14 protein-coding genes are annotated in these 14,246 nt (G+C 62.1%); all 14 read left to right on the top strand.

Annotated elements, in window-relative coordinates:
• Positions 1 to 2 precede the first annotated feature (2 nt).
• The 14 genes from NWV16_RS03945 (at position 3) to urtE (ending at position 14,220) form a co-directional block, all read left to right on the top strand.
• Positions 3 to 326: a DNA-binding protein gene (locus NWV16_RS03945; RefSeq protein WP_007951041.1), complete on the top strand. Its 324-nt coding sequence runs from the start codon at positions 3 to 5 to the stop codon at positions 324 to 326.
• Positions 327 to 438: 112 nt separating this feature from the next.
• The gene (locus tag NWV16_RS03940) at positions 439 to 840 is read left to right on the top strand and encodes a DUF2946 domain-containing protein (protein WP_260522046.1); all 402 of its coding nucleotides are present in this window, start codon (positions 439 to 441) and stop codon (positions 838 to 840) included.
• A 48-nt stretch (positions 841 to 888) separates the two neighbouring features.
• A complete protein-coding gene (locus NWV16_RS03935) occupies positions 889 to 1,368 on the top strand; it encodes a copper chaperone PCu(A)C (protein ID WP_260522045.1) in 480 nt (159 codons plus the stop codon).
• Positions 1,369 to 1,389: 21 nt separating this feature from the next.
• The gene (locus NWV16_RS03930) at positions 1,390 to 1,830 is read left to right on the top strand and encodes a DUF2946 domain-containing protein (RefSeq protein ID WP_260522044.1); all 441 of its coding nucleotides are present in this window, start codon (positions 1,390 to 1,392) and stop codon (positions 1,828 to 1,830) included.
• Positions 1,831 to 1,914: 84 nt separating this feature from the next.
• On the top strand, positions 1,915 to 4,035 hold the full coding sequence (locus tag NWV16_RS03925) for a TonB-dependent copper receptor (RefSeq protein WP_260522043.1): 2,121 nt from the start codon (positions 1,915 to 1,917) through the stop codon (positions 4,033 to 4,035).
• An 81-nt stretch (positions 4,036 to 4,116) separates the two neighbouring features.
• Positions 4,117 to 5,496 (top strand): PepSY domain-containing protein, encoded by a 1,380-nt coding sequence (locus NWV16_RS03920; protein ID WP_260522042.1) that lies wholly within the window; start codon positions 4,117 to 4,119, stop codon positions 5,494 to 5,496.
• A 191-nt stretch (positions 5,497 to 5,687) separates the two neighbouring features.
• On the top strand, positions 5,688 to 6,476 hold the full coding sequence (locus NWV16_RS03915) for an ABC transporter ATP-binding protein (protein ID WP_260522041.1): 789 nt from the start codon (positions 5,688 to 5,690) through the stop codon (positions 6,474 to 6,476).
• Positions 6,473 to 7,420 (top strand): ABC transporter substrate-binding protein, encoded by a 948-nt coding sequence (locus NWV16_RS03910; RefSeq protein ID WP_260522040.1) that lies wholly within the window; start codon positions 6,473 to 6,475, stop codon positions 7,418 to 7,420. The genes NWV16_RS03915 and NWV16_RS03910 overlap by 4 nt, the downstream gene beginning before the upstream one ends.
• A complete protein-coding gene (locus NWV16_RS03905; RefSeq protein WP_260522039.1) occupies positions 7,417 to 8,427 on the top strand; it encodes an iron ABC transporter permease in 1,011 nt (336 codons plus the stop codon). Before NWV16_RS03910 ends, NWV16_RS03905 begins: the two co-directional genes overlap by 4 nt.
• Before the next feature lie 207 nt (positions 8,428 to 8,634).
• Positions 8,635 to 9,900, top strand: coding sequence for an urea ABC transporter substrate-binding protein (gene urtA, locus NWV16_RS03900; RefSeq protein WP_260522038.1), 1,266 nt, complete (start codon positions 8,635 to 8,637; stop codon positions 9,898 to 9,900).
• Positions 9,901 to 10,059: 159 nt separating this feature from the next.
• On the top strand, positions 10,060 to 11,562 hold the full coding sequence (urtB, locus tag NWV16_RS03895; RefSeq protein ID WP_260522037.1) for an urea ABC transporter permease subunit UrtB: 1,503 nt from the start codon (positions 10,060 to 10,062) through the stop codon (positions 11,560 to 11,562).
• Positions 11,562 to 12,641: an urea ABC transporter permease subunit UrtC gene (gene urtC / locus NWV16_RS03890; protein ID WP_260522036.1), complete on the top strand. Its 1,080-nt coding sequence runs from the start codon at positions 11,562 to 11,564 to the stop codon at positions 12,639 to 12,641. Before urtB ends, urtC begins: the two co-directional genes overlap by 1 nt.
• Entirely contained in the window at positions 12,638 to 13,507 is an 870-nt protein-coding gene (gene urtD, locus NWV16_RS03885) for an urea ABC transporter ATP-binding protein UrtD (protein ID WP_409519324.1), read from the top strand. Before urtC ends, urtD begins: the two co-directional genes overlap by 4 nt.
• A gap of 14 nt (positions 13,508 to 13,521) precedes the next feature.
• On the top strand, positions 13,522 to 14,220 hold the full coding sequence (gene urtE, locus NWV16_RS03880) for an urea ABC transporter ATP-binding subunit UrtE (RefSeq protein WP_260522035.1): 699 nt from the start codon (positions 13,522 to 13,524) through the stop codon (positions 14,218 to 14,220).
• Positions 14,221 to 14,246 lie beyond the last annotated feature (26 nt).

The raw sequence follows: 14,246 nt of genomic DNA, 5'->3' as shown, positions 1-14,246 counted from the left end.
AGATGGCGCTCACTCGAAGCTACAAAATTTCAATTTCAGAGCGTGCACAACGTGATCCCGAATTTGCCCAGGCATTACTGGACGAAGCCGCAACGCTTTTCCTGAATGGTGAGCCAGAAGTTGCCAGGATAATTTTGCGCGACCTCGTCAATGCAACTGTCGGATTCGAAGAGCTTGCAAGGGAAACCGAAAAGCCCAGCAAAAGTCTGCATCGAATGTTGTCCGCCAAAGGCAACCCGAGCATGGACAATCTGGCGAAAATTTTTTCGGTAATCCGAGCTACGCTGGGAGTAGACATGGAGGTTCACGCGGTACCAGTGAACTGAGCGATTGGTTGATGAGATGGCTGCGACACCAAACCGCATGACGCTTTTTTACTTATCGGCCCTGATCAGGCTAAATAGCCACGCCTGATTGCCCATCCTACGGACCTGTCCCATGAACCGACGCCGGCTCGCAATTGCCTGGATCGCCTGCTTTGCAGTGCTGTTCAACATGCTTGCCATGCCGTTGACGGGCACGATGGCGCAAGCGGCGCAAACGCCGGCCGAGCAGTTGCTGTGGAGCAGTTTCTGCACCGGCAGCGGCACGAAGATGGTGGCGATCGACATCGGCAGCCTCGATCAGAAAGCACCGCAGAGCGGTGACAATCATTCGACCATGCAGCATTGCTGGTGCTGTTCCGGATCGGCGCCCGTGGTGGCGTTGCCGGGGCATTCGCCGCAGCTGTATTTCGCGCAATACGAAAGCAATCGCAGCGTGGCGCCCGCCGTGCTGCAAACTCCGACACCGCGCCAGCAATGGCCGAACCTCAATCCCCGTGCGTCCCCTCTGGTCTGATTTGTTCCCGCATTTGACCTGCGTTTCAAATCGTTCTGGAGAACTGCCATGTTGAACAAACTCATCGTCATCGCTGCGCTGTTGCTGCCTGCGTGCTTCACCCATGCCCACGAATACAAGGCCGGCGAGCTGGAAATCGCCCACCCGTGGTCACAGGAACTGCCGCCGAATGCGCCGACCGTTGCCGCGTATTTCATCATTCACAACAACGGCAAGTCTGCTGACCGCCTGCTCAGTGTCGACTCGCCCATCGCCCCGAAAGCCGAGTTGCACGAGCATGTGATGCAGGGCGATCTGATGAAGATGCAACAGGTGCCGAGCGTGGCGATTCCGCCCGGTGGAAACGTGACCTTCGCGCCGATGGCCTATCACGTGATGCTGATGAACCCCACCGACCGCAGCCTGCTGACCGATGGAAAGCGTTTCCCTCTGACCCTGCACTTCGAAAAGGCCGGTAACGTGACCGTCGAAGTCGCCGTGCAGAAGAAACCTCCGCAGGACATGCCGGAACACGCGCACGCCCAATAACCGTTCCGGCAGACCCCGCCCGTGCGCCCGCGCAGCGCCAGGGTATCCGTGCAACGCCGTCAGACCGAATACCTGACACGCGGCAGCTGGATCGCCCTGTTCGCCATGTTGATGATCTTTATCGGCCCGCTGATTTCTCAGTCGATGCCGATGGATCGGCACGCCTCGACTTCCATGCCCATGGACATGTCGATGGCCATGGCGGGCATGGATCATTCCGCCCATGAAGCAAAACCCGCGGCCGAACACTGCCCGCCGCAATCGTCGCACCATGTGCTGTGGGAAAAGTGCGGTTATTGCAGCCTGCTGTTCAACTGCCCGGCGCTGACCGGCGGCGGCAGTTTCGCTACGTTCAGCATTCCTTTCGTCAGTCCCTTCACCCCGCCCTCCCCGCGTCTGGGCCATGCCCGGCAGACCTTCTTCCCCGGCGCCCGCAGCCGCGCCCCGCCCGTCGCAGCGTAAACACCCACCTCTGATTGCACACGGTCGAGAAGACAGCTTCAGGCTGCCGGCCGTGTCGTTTACGACTGTTTGATGGAAATTGTCATGTCCAGGTTTTCTGCTGTCCCACGCCCGGGTTCTGCCCAGGCGTCCTTTGCCCTGAACGAATCGCGCATCCGTTTCAGGCACGCTACCGCCGTCCTTTGCGGCGTCCTGCTGTCTCCGCTGGTGCTGGCCGATGAGCACGCCGGCCACACCGAAGAACTGAGTCCGACGGTGATCACCGCCATCGCCCCGAGTTCGCCGCTGACCATCGTCACCCACCCGAAAGACCCGCGCCAACCGGTGCCGGCCAGCGATGGCGGCGACTATCTGAAGACCATTCCCGGCTTCGCCCTGGTACGCAACGGCGGCACCAACGGCGATCCGGTACTGCGCGGCATGTTCGGTTCGCGCCTGAACATCCTCACCAACGGCAGCATGATGCTCGGCGCCTGCCCCGGTCGGATGGACGCGCCGACCTCGTACATCTCGCCCGAAACCTACGACAGACTCACCGTGATCAAAGGCCCGCAGACCGTGCTCTACGGACCGGGTGCATCCGCCGGCACAATCCTCTTCGACCGTGAGCCGGAAAGCTTCGGCGAACTCGGCACCCGGGTGAATGCCAGCGTGCTGGCCGCCTCCAACGGACGCTTCGACAAGGTTGTGGACGCCGCTGCCGGCGGCCCATTGGGCTACGTGCGGGTGATCGGCAACACCGCGCATTCCGACGACTACCGCGACGGCAACAACGACACCGTCGCCTCGCGCTATGACAAGTGGAACGGCGACGTGGCGCTGGGCTGGACCCCGGACGCCGACACCCTGATCGAATTGACCGCCGGCAAGGGCGACGGCGAAGCGCGCTACGCCGGGCGCGGCATGGACGGCTCGCAGTTCCTGCGCGAAAGCCTCGGCCTGCGCTTCGAGAAATCCAACATCACCGACGTACTGGAGAAGCTCGAAGCGCAGGTCTACTACAACTACGCCGACCACGTGATGGACAACTACACCCTGCGCACGCCGTCCGGTACCGGGATGATGGCCGGTCCCATGGCGTCCAACGTCGACCGGCGCACCCTCGGCGCACGGATCAAGGCGACCTGGCGCTGGGCCGACATCCAGCTGATCACCGGCCTCGACGCGCAGACCAACGAACACCGCCAGCGCAGCGGCATGGGCATCGATACCTACAAGGATCAGCCGTACACCAAGGACGCCGACTTCCATAACTACGGTGTGTTCAGCGAAATGACCTGGTACGCCGCCGACCGTGATCGCCTGATCACTGGCGCACGGGTCGACCGCGCCTCCGCCAAAGACTTCCGGCAGACCACCGGTTCGGGAATGATGTCCCGGCCGAACCCGACTGCCGGCGATACCCGCGCCGACACCCTGCCGAGCGGCTTCGTGCGTTACGAGCATGACCTGGCCGACAGCCCGACCACGCTTTACGCCGGCCTCGGCCACGCGCAGCGGTTCCCCGATTACTGGGAGCTGTTTTCGCCCAAGTCCGGCCCGGCCGGTTCGGTCAATGCGTTCGATTCGATCAAACCGGAAAAGACCACCCAGCTCGACTTCGGCGTGAACTACAAGGACACCGACCTCGAAGCCTGGGCCTCGGGCTACATCGGCGTGGTGCGCGACTACATCCTGTTCGACTACACCCCGACGAGGATGGGCATGAGCACCTCCCGCGCCGAGAACATCGACGCGCGGATCATGGGCGGTGAACTCGGTGCCGCGTACAACCTCACCGACAACTGGAAAGCCGATGCGACCCTGGCTTATGCCTGGGGCAAAAACAGCAGCGACGGAAAGGCCCTGCCGCAGATGCCGCCACTGGATGCCCGTTTCGGTCTGACCTACAGCGAAGACAACTGGAGCGCCGGCGCACTGTGGAGGGTGGTGGCCTCGCAAAACCGGATTGACCAGAACAAGGGCAACGTGGTCGGCAAGGATTACGACAAGAGTTCGGGCTTCGGTGTGTTCTCGCTCAACGGTGCCTACCGGATCAACAAGAACTGGAAGGTCAGCACCGGCGTCGACAACCTGTTCGGCAAGGCTTATGCCGAACACCTGAACCTGGCGGGCAACGCCGGGTTCGGCTACCCGGCCAACGACCCGCAAGCCATCAACGAGCCGGGGCGCACGCTCTGGACCAAAGTGGACATGAGTTTCTGACCCTCAAGGACACTCGCTCCCGTTGAGGGGAGCGAGTGACAAAAGACAACCAGAAGATCCAAGCCAAGCGGAGCACTCGTGATGAAACAACCCAAACCGAATTTCTACAACCTGGCCTGGCGTTGGCATTTTTATGCCGGATTGTTCGTCGCGCCGTTCATGGTGATGCTGGCCCTGACCGGCATCATTTACCTGTTCAAGCCGCAACTCGATTCGCTGATGTACAGCAGCCTGCTGAACGTCCCGGCCGGCCATCACACCGTGCCGGCCGATGACCTGCTGCAAAAGGTCAAAAGCGCTTATCCACAAGGCCAGGTCACCCAGTACCTGCCACCCGCGAACGCCGAACGCAGCGCGCAATTCGTGGTGAAAAATGCCGGTCATGAGCTGAACGTGTTCGTCGACCCGTACCACGGCGACATCCTCGGCGAGCAGGACGCCAAGCAGAACCTGCAGGCGCTCGCCCGGGCGATCCACGGCGAACTGATGATCGGCACTGTCGGTGACCGACTCATCGAACTGGCCGCCGGCTGGGGCGTGGTGCTGGTGGTGTCAGGGGTTTTCCTGTGGTGGCCGCGCGGCCAGGCGGCGGGGATTCTGTGGCCACGCCTGAACAGCCGCAGTCGCGTGCTGTGGCGTGACCTGCATGCGGTCACCGGTTTCTGGGGCGCCGCGTTGCTGCTGGTGATGCTGCTCAGCGGCATGACCTGGACCGGCTTCTGGGGCAAACAATACGCCCAGGTCTGGAACGTGTTCCCGGCGGCGATGTGGAACAATGTGCCGACCTCCGACGTCGAGGCCGGCAGCCTCAACAACGCCGCCCGCCAGACCGTCCCGTGGGCCATGGAAAACACGCCGATGCCGATGTCCGGCGATCACGCCGAACACATGGCCCACGGTGGCATGCAACACGGCCCCGCCGCGCCGATCATCAGCCTTCAGGAAGTACAGAACATCGCCATCGAGCGCAAGGTCGAGCCCGGCTACAGCATCACCCTGCCGACCACCGCCACCGGCGTGTTCACCATCGCCGTGTTCGCCGACGACCCGCGCAACGACGCCACGCTGCATGTCGATCAGTACACCGGCAAGGTGTTGGCTGATGTGCGATTCGAGCACTACGGCGCCGTTGCCCGGGCTACCGAGATCGGCGTGATGCTCCATGAAGGCAAGATGTTCGGCACCTTCAACCAGATCATCGTGCTGCTGATCTGTCTGATGATCCTGCTCAGCGCCGTCAGCGGCGTGGTGATCTGGTGGAAGCGTCGCCCGCAGGGCAAGTTCGGCGTACCGCCGCTGCGCCACGATCTGCCGAAGTGGAAAACCGGCGTGGCGATCATGCTGGTGCTGGCGGTGGTGTTTCCGCTCGTGGGGGCTTCGCTGGTGGTGGTATGGCTGCTGGACCGACTGCTGTTGTCGCGTCTGGGCCGGCAAACTGAATCGGCCTCAACTTCATCATGAGACCGGCGAGATGCACGTTTCAGACGAGTCCTTAAACTGGCGGACCTGATATTCGGCCGATTTAAGTGTTACTGTATAACCAGTTTTCAGCTCATTGCCCGCCGCCCATGCTGCGGGCTTTCTTTTGCGCTGACCGGCTGCGGGCAATGGAACGGCCGGATTCACTTCATGGACTTCAAGCTGAACAACACATGACTTCACTGACGCTCGCCGATCTCGCCTGGTCCCCCTTGGGCCACGGTCACTGCCATCACCAGTTCCGACTGCGTGACGCGTCGTTGCACGTGGCCGCCGGTGAATTCGTCGGGCTGATCGGACCCAATGGCAGTGGCAAGACCAGCCTGTTGCGCTGTGCCTATCGCTTCAGCCAGCCGGAACACGGTGAGGTCAGACTCGATCACCACAACGTGTGGAGGCAATCCTCGCGTTGGTGCGCACAACGTATCGCTGTTGTCCTGCAGGAATTCCCCGACACCTTCGGCCTGACGGTCGAAGAAGTGGTCGCCATGGGGCGCACGCCGCACAAGGGCCTGTTCGATGGCGACACGCTGGAAGATCGCCATCTCGCCACCCAGGCCCTCAAGTCCGTAGGCATGGACGGCTTCGAAGACCACGCATTCGCCACGCTGTCCGGTGGTGAAAAACAGCGGGTGATCCTGGCCCGCGCCCTGACCCAGCAGCCGCAACTGCTGATCCTCGACGAGCCGACCAATCACCTCGATCCGCGCTATCAGCTGGAACTGCTGCAGCGGGTCAAGCGTTTGCAGATCGGCACCCTGGCGAGCATCCACGACCTGAACCTGGCCGCCGCGTTCTGTGACCGCCTGTACGTGATCAATCACGGTCGCATCGTCGCCAGCGGAACGCCGCAAGAAGTGCTGACCGTCGAATTGCTGCGCGATGTGTTCGGCGTCGAAGCATTGATCGATCCTCACCCCCTCCACGGCTACCCGCGAATCACCTGGATAACCCGACCATGACTGTGCGTTCCCTGCTTTGCCTCGCTCTGTTGCTGGGCACCACCCACGCCTTCGCCGAGGCCACGAAGTACCCGCTGACGATCCACAGCTGCAACCGCCAGGTGACCTTCAAGCAAGCGCCGAAACACGCGGTCAGCCACGACATCAACATGACCCAAATGATGCTTGCCCTCGGCCTCAAGTCGAAGATGGCCGGCTACAGCGGCGTCAGTGGCTGGAAATCGGTAACGCCGCCAATGCAGAGTCTGCTCGACGGATTGCCGGAACTGGCGGCCAAGTACCCGTCGGTGGAAACGTTGCTCGACGCCAACGTCGATTTCTTCTTCGCCGGCTGGGATTACGGCATGCGCGTCGGCGGCGATCTCACGCCGCAAACCCTGCAACCGCTGGGCATCAACGTCTATGAGCTGACCGAGTCCTGTGCCTTCGTGATGAAGCGCCCGGCTGCCACCCTGGACGACACCTACAACGACCTGCGCAACCTCGGCAGAATCTTCGACGTACAGGATCGAGCCAACGTGCTGATCACCGACATGCAAAATCAGGTTGCGCAAATCCGCAAAGACCTTCCCGCCGAAAAACCGCGAGTGTTCCTGTACGACAGCGGCGAAGACCGCGCCATGACCTCCGGCCGCCTCGGCATGCCGCAAGCGCTGATCGATGCTGCCGGTGGGCGCAACGTTCTTGATGATGTTGAAGCGAGCTGGACCCGGGTCAACTGGGAAACCGTAGTCGAGCGTAATCCGCAGGTGATCGTCATCGTCGACTACAGCGAAATCACCGCCGAGCAGAAGATTGAATTCCTGCTGCAGAACAAGGCCCTGCAATCGGTGGACGCGATCAGGAACCAGCGCTTCATCGTCATTCCTTACGTACAGGCCACGCCGGGGATCGACAACGTGCTGGCGGTTGAAACCCTGGCCAAAGGTTTCCACGGCGCATGATCAATCGTCGTTACGGCTGGCTGCTGCTCGCCCTCGGCGCCGGGTTGCTGGTGTCGTGCGTGGTGTCGCTGGGCTTCGGCCCGGCGCGGGTTCCGGTGGACGTGGTGTGGCGGATTCTGCTGCATAAATTGTTCGGTCTTGGCGTGCCGGACTGGAGCGCCGGCCAGGAGCCCATCGTCTGGCTGATCCGTGTGCCGCGCATGTTGCTCGGTGCGCTGGTCGGCGCCGGGCTGGCGTTGATCGGCGCGGTACTGCAAGCGGTGACGCGCAATCCGCTGGCCGATCCTCATCTGCTCGGTGTCACTTCCGGTGCGACCCTCGGCGCAGTGATCGTGGTGCTGCACGTCGGTGAAATCGTCGGTCTGCTGACCTTGCCGATCGCCGCGTTCATCGGCGCATTGGCGAGCATGTTTCTGGTGCTGGGCATCGCCAACCGACGGGGTCGGCTGGACAGTGACCGTCTGCTGCTGTGCGGCGTGGCGGTGTCGTTCGTGATGATGGCGATCGCCAACCTGCTGCTGTTCATGGGCGATCACCGGGCCAGTTCGGCGGTGATGTTCTGGATGCTCGGCGGCCTCGGTCTGGCGCGCTGGGAGTTGCTGGCAGTGCCGGCGCTCAGCGTATCGCTCGGGTTGATTCTGCTGATCGGCATGGCCCGTCCGCTGAACGCCTTGATGGCCGGCGAACAGACCGCCGTCACCCTCGGCCTGAATGCCCGGGCGGTGCGTCTGCGGGTGTTCGTGATTGCTTCGTTGATGACCGGGGTGCTGGTGTCGATCAGTGGCTCCATCGGCTTTGTCGGGCTGATGGTGCCGCACATCGCCCGGCGTCTGATCGGTGCAGAACATCGGCGTCTGCTGCCGGTGTGCGTGTTGCTCGGCAGCGTGTTTCTGGTGTGGGTCGATGTCGCCGCACGCACGTTGATCGCACCGGAAGACCTGCCCATCGGCGTCGCCACAGCAGCCCTCGGCGGACTGTTTTTCATTGGCTTGATGCGCCGCCGCTGAACGCTCGGGGGTCGCGCCCCAATCTGGCGCACCCCGCTGCACCCCTGCATGTAACACGTCCCTTCATGGTGCGCCGGATCTGCGCACAACCGCTCTAAACCGACATTTTCCTGCCCAAACCCGACCGGGCACAGCCCTTGCAAAACAGCCTTCAGTCGTTCGCATCTGCCAACCATAAAAAACTTTAACGTTCGTGGAGATCGCACAATGAAGCGTCGCAGTTTGATCAAGGCTTTCACACTCACGGCATCCATTGCCGCGATGGGCATGACCTGGACGGTACAGGCCGCCGAGACCATCAAGGTCGGGATTCTGCATTCGTTGTCCGGCACCATGGCGATCTCCGAAACCTCGCTCAAGGACATGGCGTTGATGACCATCGACGAGATCAACGCCAAAGGCGGGGTGAACGGCAAGATGCTCGAACCGGTGGTGGTCGACCCGGCGTCGAACTGGCCGCTGTTCGCGGAAAAGGGCCGGCAGTTGCTGACCCAGGATAAGGTGGCGGTGGTGTTCGGCTGCTGGACCTCGGTGTCGCGCAAATCGGTGCTGCCGGTGTTCGAGGAACTCAACGGTCTGCTGTTCTACCCGGTTCAGTACGAAGGCGAAGAAATGTCGCCGAACGTGTTCTACACCGGCGCCGCGCCGAACCAGCAGGCGATCCCGGCGGTTGAATACCTGATGAGCGAAGACGGTGGCGGCGCCAAACGCTTCTTCCTGCTCGGCACCGACTACGTCTACCCGCGCACCACCAACAAGATCCTGCGCTCGTTCCTGCACTCCAAAGGCGTAGCGGACAAAGACATCGAAGAGGTCTACACCCCGTTCGGCCACAGCGATTATCAAACCATCGTCGCCAACATCAAAAAATTCTCGGCCGGCGGCAAGACTGCGGTGATCTCCACCGTGAATGGCGACTCCAACGTGCCGTTCTACAAAGAGCTGGCCAACCAGGGCCTGAAGGCCACCGACGTACCGGTCGTAGCATTCTCGGTGGGTGAAGAAGAATTGCGCGGCATCGACACCAAACCGCTGGTGGGCAACCTCGCGGCGTGGAATTACTTCGAATCGGTGGAGAACCCGGTGAACAAGAAGTTCGTCGCTGACTGGAAAGCCTACGCGAAGAAACATAACCTGCCGGGCGCCGACAAAGCCGTGACAAACGACCCGATGGAAGCCACTTACGTCGGCATCCACATGTGGGCGCAGGCGGTGGAAAAAGCCAAGTCCACCGACGTCGACAAGGTCCGCGAAGCCCTCGCCGGCCAGACTTTCGCTGCGCCGTCCGGCTACACCCTGACCATGGACAAGACCAATCACCACCTGCACAAACCGGTGATGATCGGCGAGATCCAGAACGACGGTCAGTTCAACGTGGTGTGGCAGACCGAAGGGCCGATCCGTGCGCAGCCGTGGAGCCCGTTCATTCCGGGTAACGACAAGAAGCCGGATTATGCGGTCAAGAGCAACTGAGCCATTGGATGTCAGGCTTGAGCGCAAGGCTTGAGCCTGACACCGATCCTGTGGGAGCTGGCTTGCCAGCGATGGCATCACCTCGGTCCAACAGATGCACCGAGCCGCCTGCATCGTTGGCAAGCCAGCTCCCACAAAATCCAAGCAAGGCGACTCTCCATGCCCACTGCCCTTTATCGCTTGATCCTGGCCCTTGCACTTTTGCTGCCGATGGCCGCCCATGCCGGGGACGCCGAAGACTTCGTCGCCGCCAACCCTGTGCAACAGGCCAAACTGCTGGAAGCCTGGGCCGCGCAGCCCGATCCGGCCCGTGTCGAACTGATCTACGCCCTGCAACAAGGCGAACTGACCCTCGACGGCCAAACCAAAACCCTGCGCCTGAACAACCGCCTGCGGGGTCTGATCGACACCGCGCTGGCCAGCCACCAATTGCTCGCTGCCGACGCCAAAACCCGTCTGACCGCCGCGCAGCAATTGCAGAAAAGCGCCAAGCCGGCGCAGCTGAAATTCCTCGACCGGCAACTGGCTGGCGAAACAGATGAAAACGTCCACGCCGCCCTGAGCCTGGCGCTGGCCAACCTGCAACTGGTCGACACGGACCCGGCGGTGCGTCTTGCGGCTGTGCGTCTGCTCGGTGAAACCGGCGACCCGCTCGCCCGCACACGCCTCGAAGGTGTGCTCGAACCCGGCGTCGAAACCGACGCCAACGTGCGCACCGCCGCCGAAACCAGCCTCGCTCAGGTCAAGCGCAAACTGCTGGTCGGCGAACTGCTTGGCCAGGCCTTCAGCGGCATGTCCCTCGGTTCGATTCTGTTGCTCGCGGCGCTGGGTCTGGCGATCACCTTCGGCCTGCTGGGCGTGATCAACATGGCCCACGGCGAGATGCTGATGCTCGGTGCCTACTCCACTTATGTGGTGCAGTTGATGTTCCAACGCTACGCACCGCAAGCCATCGAGTTTTATCCACTGATTGCGCTGCCGGTGGCGTTCTTCGTCACGGCGGCCATCGGCATGGCCCTGGAGCGCACAGTGATTCGTCACCTCTACGGCCGGCCGCTGGAAACCCTGCTCGCCACCTGGGGCATCAGCCTGATGCTGATTCAGCTTGTCCGGTTGCTGTTCGGTGCGCAGAACGTGGAAGTCGCCAACCCGGCGTGGCTGTCCGGCGGGATTCAAGTGCTGCCGAATCTGGTGCTGCCGTACAACCGCATCGTGATCATCGCCTTCGCGCTGTTTGTGGTGGCGCTGACCTGGCTGCTGCTGAACAAGACCCGCCTCGGCCTGAACGTGCGCGCCGTCACCCAGAACCGCAACATGGCTGCCTGCTGCGGCGTGCCCACCGGTCGCGTCGACATGCTTGCCTTCGGCCTCGGTTCGGGTATCGCCGGGCTCGGTGGCGTGGCGCTGAGCCAGATCGGCAATGTCGGCCCCGACCTCGGTCAGAGCTACATCATCGACTCGTTCCTGGTGGTGGTGCTCGGCGGCGTCGGGCAACTGGCCGGCAGCGTGTTCGCCGCGTTCGGCCTGGGCATCGCCAACAAGATTCTCGAACCGCAGATCGGTGCGGTGCTCGGCAAGATCCTGATCCTCGCGCTGATCATTCTGTTCATCCAGAAACGTCCGCAAGGCCTCTTCGCACTGAAAGGACGGGTGATCGACTGATGAACCAGCCCCTGCTAGTCACGGCCACACAAAAGGCCGGCCCCAAAGTGTCCCTCGCTGTCGGCGCGGTTGTTCTCGCCTTGCTGATCGCCCTGCCGCTGCTGTCGCTATTGCCGCAGGACAACGCACTGCACGTCTCGGCTTATACCCTGACGCTGGTCGGCAAGATTCTCTGTTACGCCATCGTCGCCCTGGCACTGGATCTGGTCTGGGGCTATGCCGGCCTGCTGTCCCTGGGTCACGGACTGTTCTTCGCCCTCGGCGGTTATGCGATGGGCATGTACCTGATGCGTCAGGCTGCCGGCGATGGCTTGCCGGCGTTCATGACCTTCCTGTCGTGGAGCGAGCTGCCGTGGTACTGGAGCGGCACCGGCAACTTCCTTTGGGCGATGTGTCTGGTGGTGCTGGCGCCGGGATTGCTGGCGTTGGTATTCGGCTTCTTCGCCTTCCGTTCGCGGATCAAGGGCGTGTATTTCTCGATCATGACCCAGGCGCTGACGTTCGCCGGGATGCTGCTGTTCTTCCGTAACGAGACCGGCTTCGGCGGCAACAACGGTTTCACCAATTTCCGCACGATCCTTGGCTTCGGCATCACCGAACCGGGTACTCGTGCGGTGCTGTTTCTGGCGACGGTGCTGTTGCTGGTGGCGAGCCTGTTCATCGGCTGGCGCCTGGCCCGCAGCAAGTTCGGCCGGGTGCTGACCGCGTTGCGTGATGCGGAAAATCGCCTGATGTTCTGCGGCTACGACCCTCGCGGTTTCAAGCTGTTCGTCTGGGTATTAAGCGCGGTGCTGTGTGGTCTGGCCGGTGCGCTGTACGTGCCGCAGGTGGGGATCATCAACCCCGGCGAAATGTCGCCGACCAACTCCATCGAAGCCGCTGTGTGGGTAGCCCTTGGCGGGCGCGGCACGCTGATCGGCCCGCTGCTCGGCGCCGGTGTGGTCAACGGCATGAAGAGCTGGTTTACCGTGGCCTTCCCCGAATACTGGCTGTTCTTCCTCGGCGCGCTATTCATCGTCGTGACGTTGTACCTGCCCAAGGGTGTGATCGGTCTGCTGAAGAAACGAGGTGAATCATGAGAGTCACGGCGAGCGCTGAATTCATGCTGGAACCGGCCTTTTTCCCGGTGGAGCCCAACAAGGACGAAGGCACCAGCCGCGACTCGATCGGCCTCGGGCAACGCGTCGGTCCGGGCCTCGACACCCGTCACGGCACGATCCTGACCCTGGAAGACATCAGCGTCAGCTTCGATGGCTTCCGCGCGCTGAACGCGCTGAACCTGTACATCGGCGTCGGCGAACTGCGCTGCATCATCGGCCCCAACGGCGCGGGCAAGACCACGCTGATGGACGTGATCACCGGCAAAACCCGCCCGAGCCACGGCAAGGCCTGGTTCGGCGAAACCCTCGACCTGACGCAGATGAGCGAGGTGCAGATCGCCCAGGCCGGTATCGGTCGCAAGTTCCAGAAGCCGACGGTGTTCGAAGCGTTGAGCGTGTTCGAGAACCTGGAACTGGCGCAGAAAACCGACAAGTCGGTGTGGGCCAGTCTGCGGGCACGGCTGAGCGGTGAGCAGAAAGACCGGATCAGTGAAGTGCTCGACACCATTCGCCTGACCTCCTCGGTCAATCGTCCGGCGGGGCTGCTGTCCCACGGGCAGAAACAGTTTCTGGAAATCGGCATGTTGCTGATGCAGGACCCGCAACTGCTGCTGCTCGATGAACCGGTGGCGGGCATGACCGATGCCGAAACCGAGTTCACCGCCGAACTGTTCAAGTCGCTCGCCGGCAAGCATTCGCTGATGGTGGTGGAACACGACATGGGCTTCGTCGGCTCGATCGCCGACCACGTCACCGTGTTGCATCAGGGCGGCGTGCTGGCCGAAGGCTCGCTGGAGCAGGTGCAGGACAACGAGCGCGTGATCGAAGTCTATCTCGGCCGCTGAAGAGGAATTCCAACATGCTGCAAGTCGACAAATTGCACCAGTACTACGGCGGTAGCCATATCCTGCGCGGCCTGAGCTTTGACGTGAAGGTCGGTGAAGTGACCTGCCTGCTCGGGCGCAACGGCGTGGGCAAGACCACGCTGCTCAAATGCCTGATGGGCCTTCTGCCCGCGAAAGAAGGTACGGTGAACTGGGAAGGTCAACCGATCACTACATTCAAACCGCATCAACGGGTGCATGCCGGAATCGCCTACGTACCCCAGGGCCGGGAAATCTTCGGGCGACTGACCGTGGAAGAAAACCTGCTGATGGGTCTTTCCCGTTTTCCCGGCAGCGAAGCCAAGGAAGTTCCTGCGTTCATCTACGAACTGTTCCCGGTGCTGTTGCAAATGAAGCAACGGCGCGGCGGCGACCTGTCCGGTGGCCAACAACAGCAACTGGCGATCGGTCGCGCACTGGCCAGCCGTCCGCGCCTGCTGATCCTCGACGAACCCACCGAAGGCATCCAGCCGTCGGTGATCAAGGAGATCGGTGCGGTGATCAAAAAACTCGCGGCCCGTGGCGATATGGCGATTCTGCTGGTGGAGCAGTTCTACGACTTCGCCGCCGAACTGGCCGATCAGTACCTGGTGATGTCCCGGGGCGAGATCGTGCAGCAGGGTCGCGGAGAAAATATGGAAAGCGAGGGTGTGCGCGGGCTGGTTACGATCTAACCTCTAGCGTCCTGACGATAATCAGA

The sequence above is a fragment of the Pseudomonas sp. BW7P1 genome (assembly GCF_024981055.1).
GTDB lineage: Bacteria > Pseudomonadota > Gammaproteobacteria > Pseudomonadales > Pseudomonadaceae > Aquipseudomonas > Aquipseudomonas bananamidigenes.
The sequence above is the reverse complement of the archived record's forward strand: the minus strand, read 5'-3'. Positions and strand labels throughout refer to the sequence as shown.

Bases quoted from the DNA above. Each gene is read 5' to 3' on its own strand.
- urtA (WP_260522038.1), top strand. From the start codon at position 8,635: ATGAAGCGTCGCAGTTTGATCAAGGCTTTCACACTCACGGCATCCATT.
- NWV16_RS03940 (WP_260522046.1), top strand. From the start codon at position 439: ATGAACCGACGCCGGCTCGCAATTGCCTGGATCGCCTGCTTTGCAGTG.
- urtC (WP_260522036.1), top strand. From the start codon at position 11,562: ATGAACCAGCCCCTGCTAGTCACGGCCACACAAAAGGCCGGCCCCAAA.
- NWV16_RS03935 (WP_260522045.1), top strand. From the start codon at position 889: ATGTTGAACAAACTCATCGTCATCGCTGCGCTGTTGCTGCCTGCGTGC.
- NWV16_RS03905 (WP_260522039.1), top strand. From the start codon at position 7,417: ATGATCAATCGTCGTTACGGCTGGCTGCTGCTCGCCCTCGGCGCCGGG.
- NWV16_RS03925 (WP_260522043.1), top strand. From the start codon at position 1,915: ATGTCCAGGTTTTCTGCTGTCCCACGCCCGGGTTCTGCCCAGGCGTCC.
- NWV16_RS03910 (WP_260522040.1), top strand. From the start codon at position 6,473: ATGACTGTGCGTTCCCTGCTTTGCCTCGCTCTGTTGCTGGGCACCACC.
- NWV16_RS03945 (WP_007951041.1), top strand. From the start codon at position 3: ATGGCGCTCACTCGAAGCTACAAAATTTCAATTTCAGAGCGTGCACAA.
- NWV16_RS03920 (WP_260522042.1), top strand. From the start codon at position 4,117: ATGAAACAACCCAAACCGAATTTCTACAACCTGGCCTGGCGTTGGCAT.
- urtB (WP_260522037.1), top strand. From the start codon at position 10,060: ATGCCCACTGCCCTTTATCGCTTGATCCTGGCCCTTGCACTTTTGCTG.
- urtE (WP_260522035.1), top strand. From the start codon at position 13,522: ATGCTGCAAGTCGACAAATTGCACCAGTACTACGGCGGTAGCCATATC.
- urtD (WP_409519324.1), top strand. From the start codon at position 12,638: ATGAGAGTCACGGCGAGCGCTGAATTCATGCTGGAACCGGCCTTTTTC.
- NWV16_RS03915 (WP_260522041.1), top strand. From the start codon at position 5,688: ATGACTTCACTGACGCTCGCCGATCTCGCCTGGTCCCCCTTGGGCCAC.